Raw genomic sequence first — 4397 nt, forward strand, 5'->3', positions numbered from 1 at the left:
TCTCTTCGATTTTTCTTTTTTTAAACTTAACTATAGTCGACTAAATCAGATAAAATATTCACAATTACCTTTTTCATGGTAACGTCTGACCAGTTCTGCCAGGGTAATATTATCGACTACCTGATCAATGGCATCTTTAATTTCCTGCCAGACATCAGCGGTGACGTGACGATCTGCTTCCTCATAATTCCCTGCCTCGTCACTCAGAATAACTGGGGATAATTCACCTTCCAAAAGTCTGACAATCATGCCAACAGTATAATCTTCCGGGGGGTTGGCCAGTTGATACCCCCCCTGAGATCCCCGGACACTACGAACAAAGCCAGCTCGTGATATCTGGGTAATAATCTGTTCCAAATATTTTTCTGAAATCTCCTGGCGTTCAGCAATCCGCTTAATGGGAATGTATTCCCCGGTGTTGTTAATCGCCAGGTCCAGCATTAAACGCAAGGCATACCTGCCCTTAGTGGAAATTTTCATTACTGAAACAAGCCTGTTGATAAATAACGTTCGCCGGTGTCCGGCAATAAAACCACAATGGTCTTGCCTTTATTTTCGGGTCGTTTTGCCAATTCGGTGGCTGCGTAGATAGCAGCTCCTGAAGAAATACCGACCAGCAGTCCTTCCCGCCGACCAATTTCTTTGGAGGTCTGGAAAGCATTTTCATTACTGACCTTAATGACTTCATCATATATAGTGGTATTGAGCACCCCTGGAACAAACCCGGCACCAATTCCCTGAATTTTATGTGGACCAGGATTTCCACCTGATAAAACGGGAGAAGCTTCCGGCTCAACGGCAACGATTTTTACCCCCGGTTTCTTTTCTTTTAAAACTTCACCAACCCCGGTAATGGTTCCACCGGTTCCAATTCCGGCAACAAAAATATCGACTTCCCCATCGGTGTCATCCCAAATCTCAACCGCCGTCGTTTTTCGATGAATCTCAGGATTGGCTGGATTCTCGAATTGCTGTGGCACAAAGGCATTGGGGGTGCTTTGCGCCAGTTCCTGAGCCTTGGCAATAGCACCCTTCATTCCCAGAGAACCAGGGGTCAAAACCAGTTCAGCGCCGAGCGCAGAAACCAGATTTCGTCGTTCAATACTCATTGTCTCAGGCATAGTTAAAATTAAACGATAGCCTTTAGCTGCAGCAACAAAAGCCAGACCAACACCAGTATTGCCACTGGTCGGCTCAATAATGACTGAATCCTTGTTGATCAAACCTGCTTTTTCAGCTGCATCAATCATCGCAAAGCCAATTCGGTCTTTAACCGAAGAAAGGGGATTAAAGTATTCCAGTTTGGCTACGATTTTTGCCTCTAAGTCCAAATTCTTTTCATAATTTGATAGTTCAAGCAGTGGTGTATTTCCAATCAGGTCGGTCAGATTTTTTGCAATTTTTGACATCGTGATACCTCTTTTCATTATTTATATCATATTATTTCTATATGATTTTATTATATTGCCCTTTTATTTTCTTGTCAATACTTTTTTTATTTTCAGCGCCAGTATTTTGTTTTATTATACCCAGATAAATCTTAAAACAAAAATATTCAATTGTTAATGTACGTCTCTTATAGTATAATTGGATAATTCCCTGGTGATTTCATACTAATCATCTGGGTATTTTTTTGAGTCATTTTAGAAGTTATGAACCGTTTAGGTTTTTAGAAGGGAGTTACGACTTGATATATTTAGATTACGCTGCCGACACCCCAGTTGATGTCCAAGTGCTTGATTTATTTTGCCAAATCAATCAAGTTGCTTTTGGTAATGCAAACGGCGGCCATCTGTCCGGGAAAAATGCCAAGCAACTGATTAAACAAGCAACTATCAAAATAAAAAATCTGCTGAATTGTTCAAATTCGGAGGTTATCTACACCTCTGGAGCCACTGAAGCCAATAACCTGGCCATTAAGGGTGTTGCCAGAAATTATCGTGAAGTAGGCCGCCATATCATATCCACCTGTCTGGAACATGCGTCAGTCAGCGGCAGCCTCAAGCAGCTTCAATCGATTGGTTATGAAATTGATCTGGTGTCAATCAGAAAAGATGGTACTGTTGACCTGGATCATTTAAATGAATTAATTCGAGAAGATACAATCCTGGTCTCTATCAATTATGTTGATAGCGAGTTGGGAATCTGTCAACCGATCCCATCAATTGCAACGATTGTTGCCGCTTATCCCAATTGCTTTTTTCATGTGGATGCCACTCAGGCTGTCGGTAAAATACCAATTGATTTAGATCAAATCGATCTGGTTACCTTTTCACCTCACAAATTTTTCGGCCTGAATGGCATGGGCGTGCTGCTAAAAAGCGACCGCCTGATCCTTGAACCACAAATTCATGGGGGCGCCAGTACCAGTTATTATCGCAGCGGCACGCCTTTTACCGCTGGCGCCGTAGCAACGGCTTTGGCCCTTGAACTGTGCCTGGCTGAACTGGAAGAGCGGCTGGCCAAGGTTACTGTAAAAAACGACTGGTTAAAAAAACAGTTATCAGCGTATCCGCTGGTAACTTTGAACAGTACTGAGCATTCGATTCCCCACATTCTTAATCTCAGTGTCAAAGGTGTCAAGGCCCAAGCCTTTCAGGCTGTGCTGAGCGACCGGGAAGTCTGCATTTCGATCAAATCAGCCTGTTCCAACGACAGTACCCCCTCACGATCGGTTCTGACGGTCACTGGAAGCAGGGATCTGGCCAGATCTTCCTGGCGGATCAGTCTCTGCCATTTAACCACTGACAGTGAATTGCAGGCGTTTATGGACATCTTTGATTATTGTTATAAAAGTTTAACTAAAAAGTAGGAGTTATCATGGAACGTTATCAAGAAATAGAAAAAAGTTTAAAAAAGAAGTATCGCAGCAGTATCTGGTGCCGCTTTACCAGCGGCATCAATGAATATCAGCTGGTCAAGGAAGGCGATAAAATTGCGGTATGCATCTCTGGCGGAAAAGACTCCATGCTGATGGCCAAGCTATTCCAGGAACTGAAGAAACACAATAAATTCGAATTTGAACTGGTTTTTCTGGTAATGGATCCGGGCTATAACCCGATCAACCGGGAAATGATCAAAAAAAATCTGAAACTGTTGAATATTGAAGCAACTGTTTTCGAATCGCAGATTTTTGATTCAGTGGCCGATATTGAAAAATCACCCTGCTATCTCTGTGCCCGGATGCGCCGGGGTCATCTGTATCATCACGCCAAAGAATTGGGATGCAATAAAATCGCCCTGGGCCATCATTATGACGATGTCATAGAGACGATCCTGATGGGCATGCTTTACGGCGGTCAGATACAGACCATGATGCCCAAACTAAAAAGCAGCAATTTTGAGAATATGGAGTTAATCCGACCGATGTATCTGATTCGGGAAGAGGCCATCATCAGCTGGAAGTTGCATAACGACCTGCAATTTATTCAATGTGCCTGCCGCTTTACTGAAAATTGTATGATATCAGACAACGAAGGCGGAGCCTCAAAGCGTCAGGAAATGAAAACGCTACTGAAAAAATTCCGCCAAACCAGCCCGTATATTGAAAGCAATATTTTTAAAAGCGTCGAGAACGTCAATCTCAATACGATTATTTCCTATAAGCAAAATGGGGTTAAACATCATTTTTTAGATGATTATGATAGCTGACTCTGTAAATAAAAGTAAAAAAAAATGAACCATTAATATCTGAACGGAGAATTTTTAATGTTAAACCAATTTTCAAGAACTGAATTATTACTTGGCGGGGATGCCATGGAAAAACTGGCGCAGGCACGCGTTGCCATCTTTGGCATTGGCGGAGTGGGTAGTTATACTGCCGAATCCCTTGCCCGCAGCGGCATTGGCTCATTTGATCTCATTGATGACGATAAGGTCTGTTTGACAAATCTCAACCGCCAGCTGATCGCCACCCGAAAAACCGTGGGCCAAAACAAGGTCGAGGTGATGAAACAACGGATTTTGGATATCAATCCCAATGCTCAGGTCAACGTTCATCAATGCTTCTTTTTACCTGAAAACGCTGATAAATTTGACTTTTCTTCCTACTCATATGTAGTTGATGCCATCGATACCATTTCGGCCAAAATTGAGTTAGTGCTCCAAACAGAAAACACAAAAACACCCATCATCAGTTGTATGGGTGCCGGAAACAAATTAGACCCGACGCTTTTTAAGGTTGCCGATATCTACAAAACCAGCATGTGTCCGGTCGCCAAAATCATGCGTAAAGAACTCAAAAAACGCCAGATCAAGCATTTAAAAGTTGTGTTTTCAACGGAAGAACCGATTAAACAAATAAAAAATTTAGCCAACAGCTGTCATTCCAATTGTATTTGTCCGCCAGGAACTGAACGAAAATGTACCGATCGACGATCTATTCCCGGCAGCATTTC

Annotated in this window: 4 protein-coding genes and 1 pseudogene; 3 read left to right on the top strand and 2 right to left on the bottom strand. The window is 42.5% G+C overall.

Annotated features, from left to right (window positions below):
- Positions 1-45 precede the first annotated feature (45 nt).
- On the bottom strand, positions 46-480 hold the full coding sequence (locus tag BI182_RS13305) for an RrF2 family transcriptional regulator (RefSeq protein WP_070371988.1): 435 nt from the start codon (positions 478-480) through the stop codon (positions 46-48).
- Positions 480-1409 carry a cysteine synthase A gene (gene cysK, locus BI182_RS13310; RefSeq protein WP_286808567.1) on the bottom strand — a complete coding sequence of 310 codons (930 nt, stop codon included), beginning with the start codon at positions 1407-1409 and terminating at the stop codon, positions 480-482. Before cysK ends, BI182_RS13305 begins: the two co-directional genes overlap by 1 nt.
- A gap of 278 nt (positions 1410-1687) precedes the next feature.
- Between cysK and BI182_RS13315 the strand changes: the two genes are divergently transcribed.
- From BI182_RS13315 to BI182_RS13325, 3 genes and pseudogenes are all read left to right on the top strand, one after another.
- Positions 1688-2812 carry a cysteine desulfurase family protein gene (locus BI182_RS13315; protein ID WP_286808569.1) on the top strand — a complete coding sequence of 375 codons (1125 nt, stop codon included), beginning with the start codon at positions 1688-1690 and terminating at the stop codon, positions 2810-2812.
- A 20-nt stretch (positions 2813-2832) separates the two neighbouring features.
- Positions 2833-3651 (top strand): annotated as a pseudogene (locus BI182_RS13320) (tRNA 2-thiocytidine biosynthesis TtcA family protein); the annotation flags it as partial.
- Between the two features lie 57 nt (positions 3652-3708).
- On the top strand, positions 3709-4397 hold a 689-nt coding region (locus tag BI182_RS13325; protein WP_286808570.1), incomplete at its 3' end, for a tRNA threonylcarbamoyladenosine dehydratase.

The organism is Acetobacterium sp. MES1, assembly GCF_002237635.1.
GTDB classification, from domain to species: domain Bacteria; phylum Bacillota; class Clostridia; order Eubacteriales; family Eubacteriaceae; genus Acetobacterium; species Acetobacterium wieringae.

Excerpts from the sequence above, each read along its gene's own strand:
- cysK (WP_286808567.1), bottom strand. The coding sequence starts at position 1,409 with ATGTCAAAAATTGCAAAAAATCTGACCGACCTGATTGGAAATACACCA.
- BI182_RS13305 (WP_070371988.1), bottom strand. The coding sequence starts at position 480 with ATGAAAATTTCCACTAAGGGCAGGTATGCCTTGCGTTTAATGCTGGAC.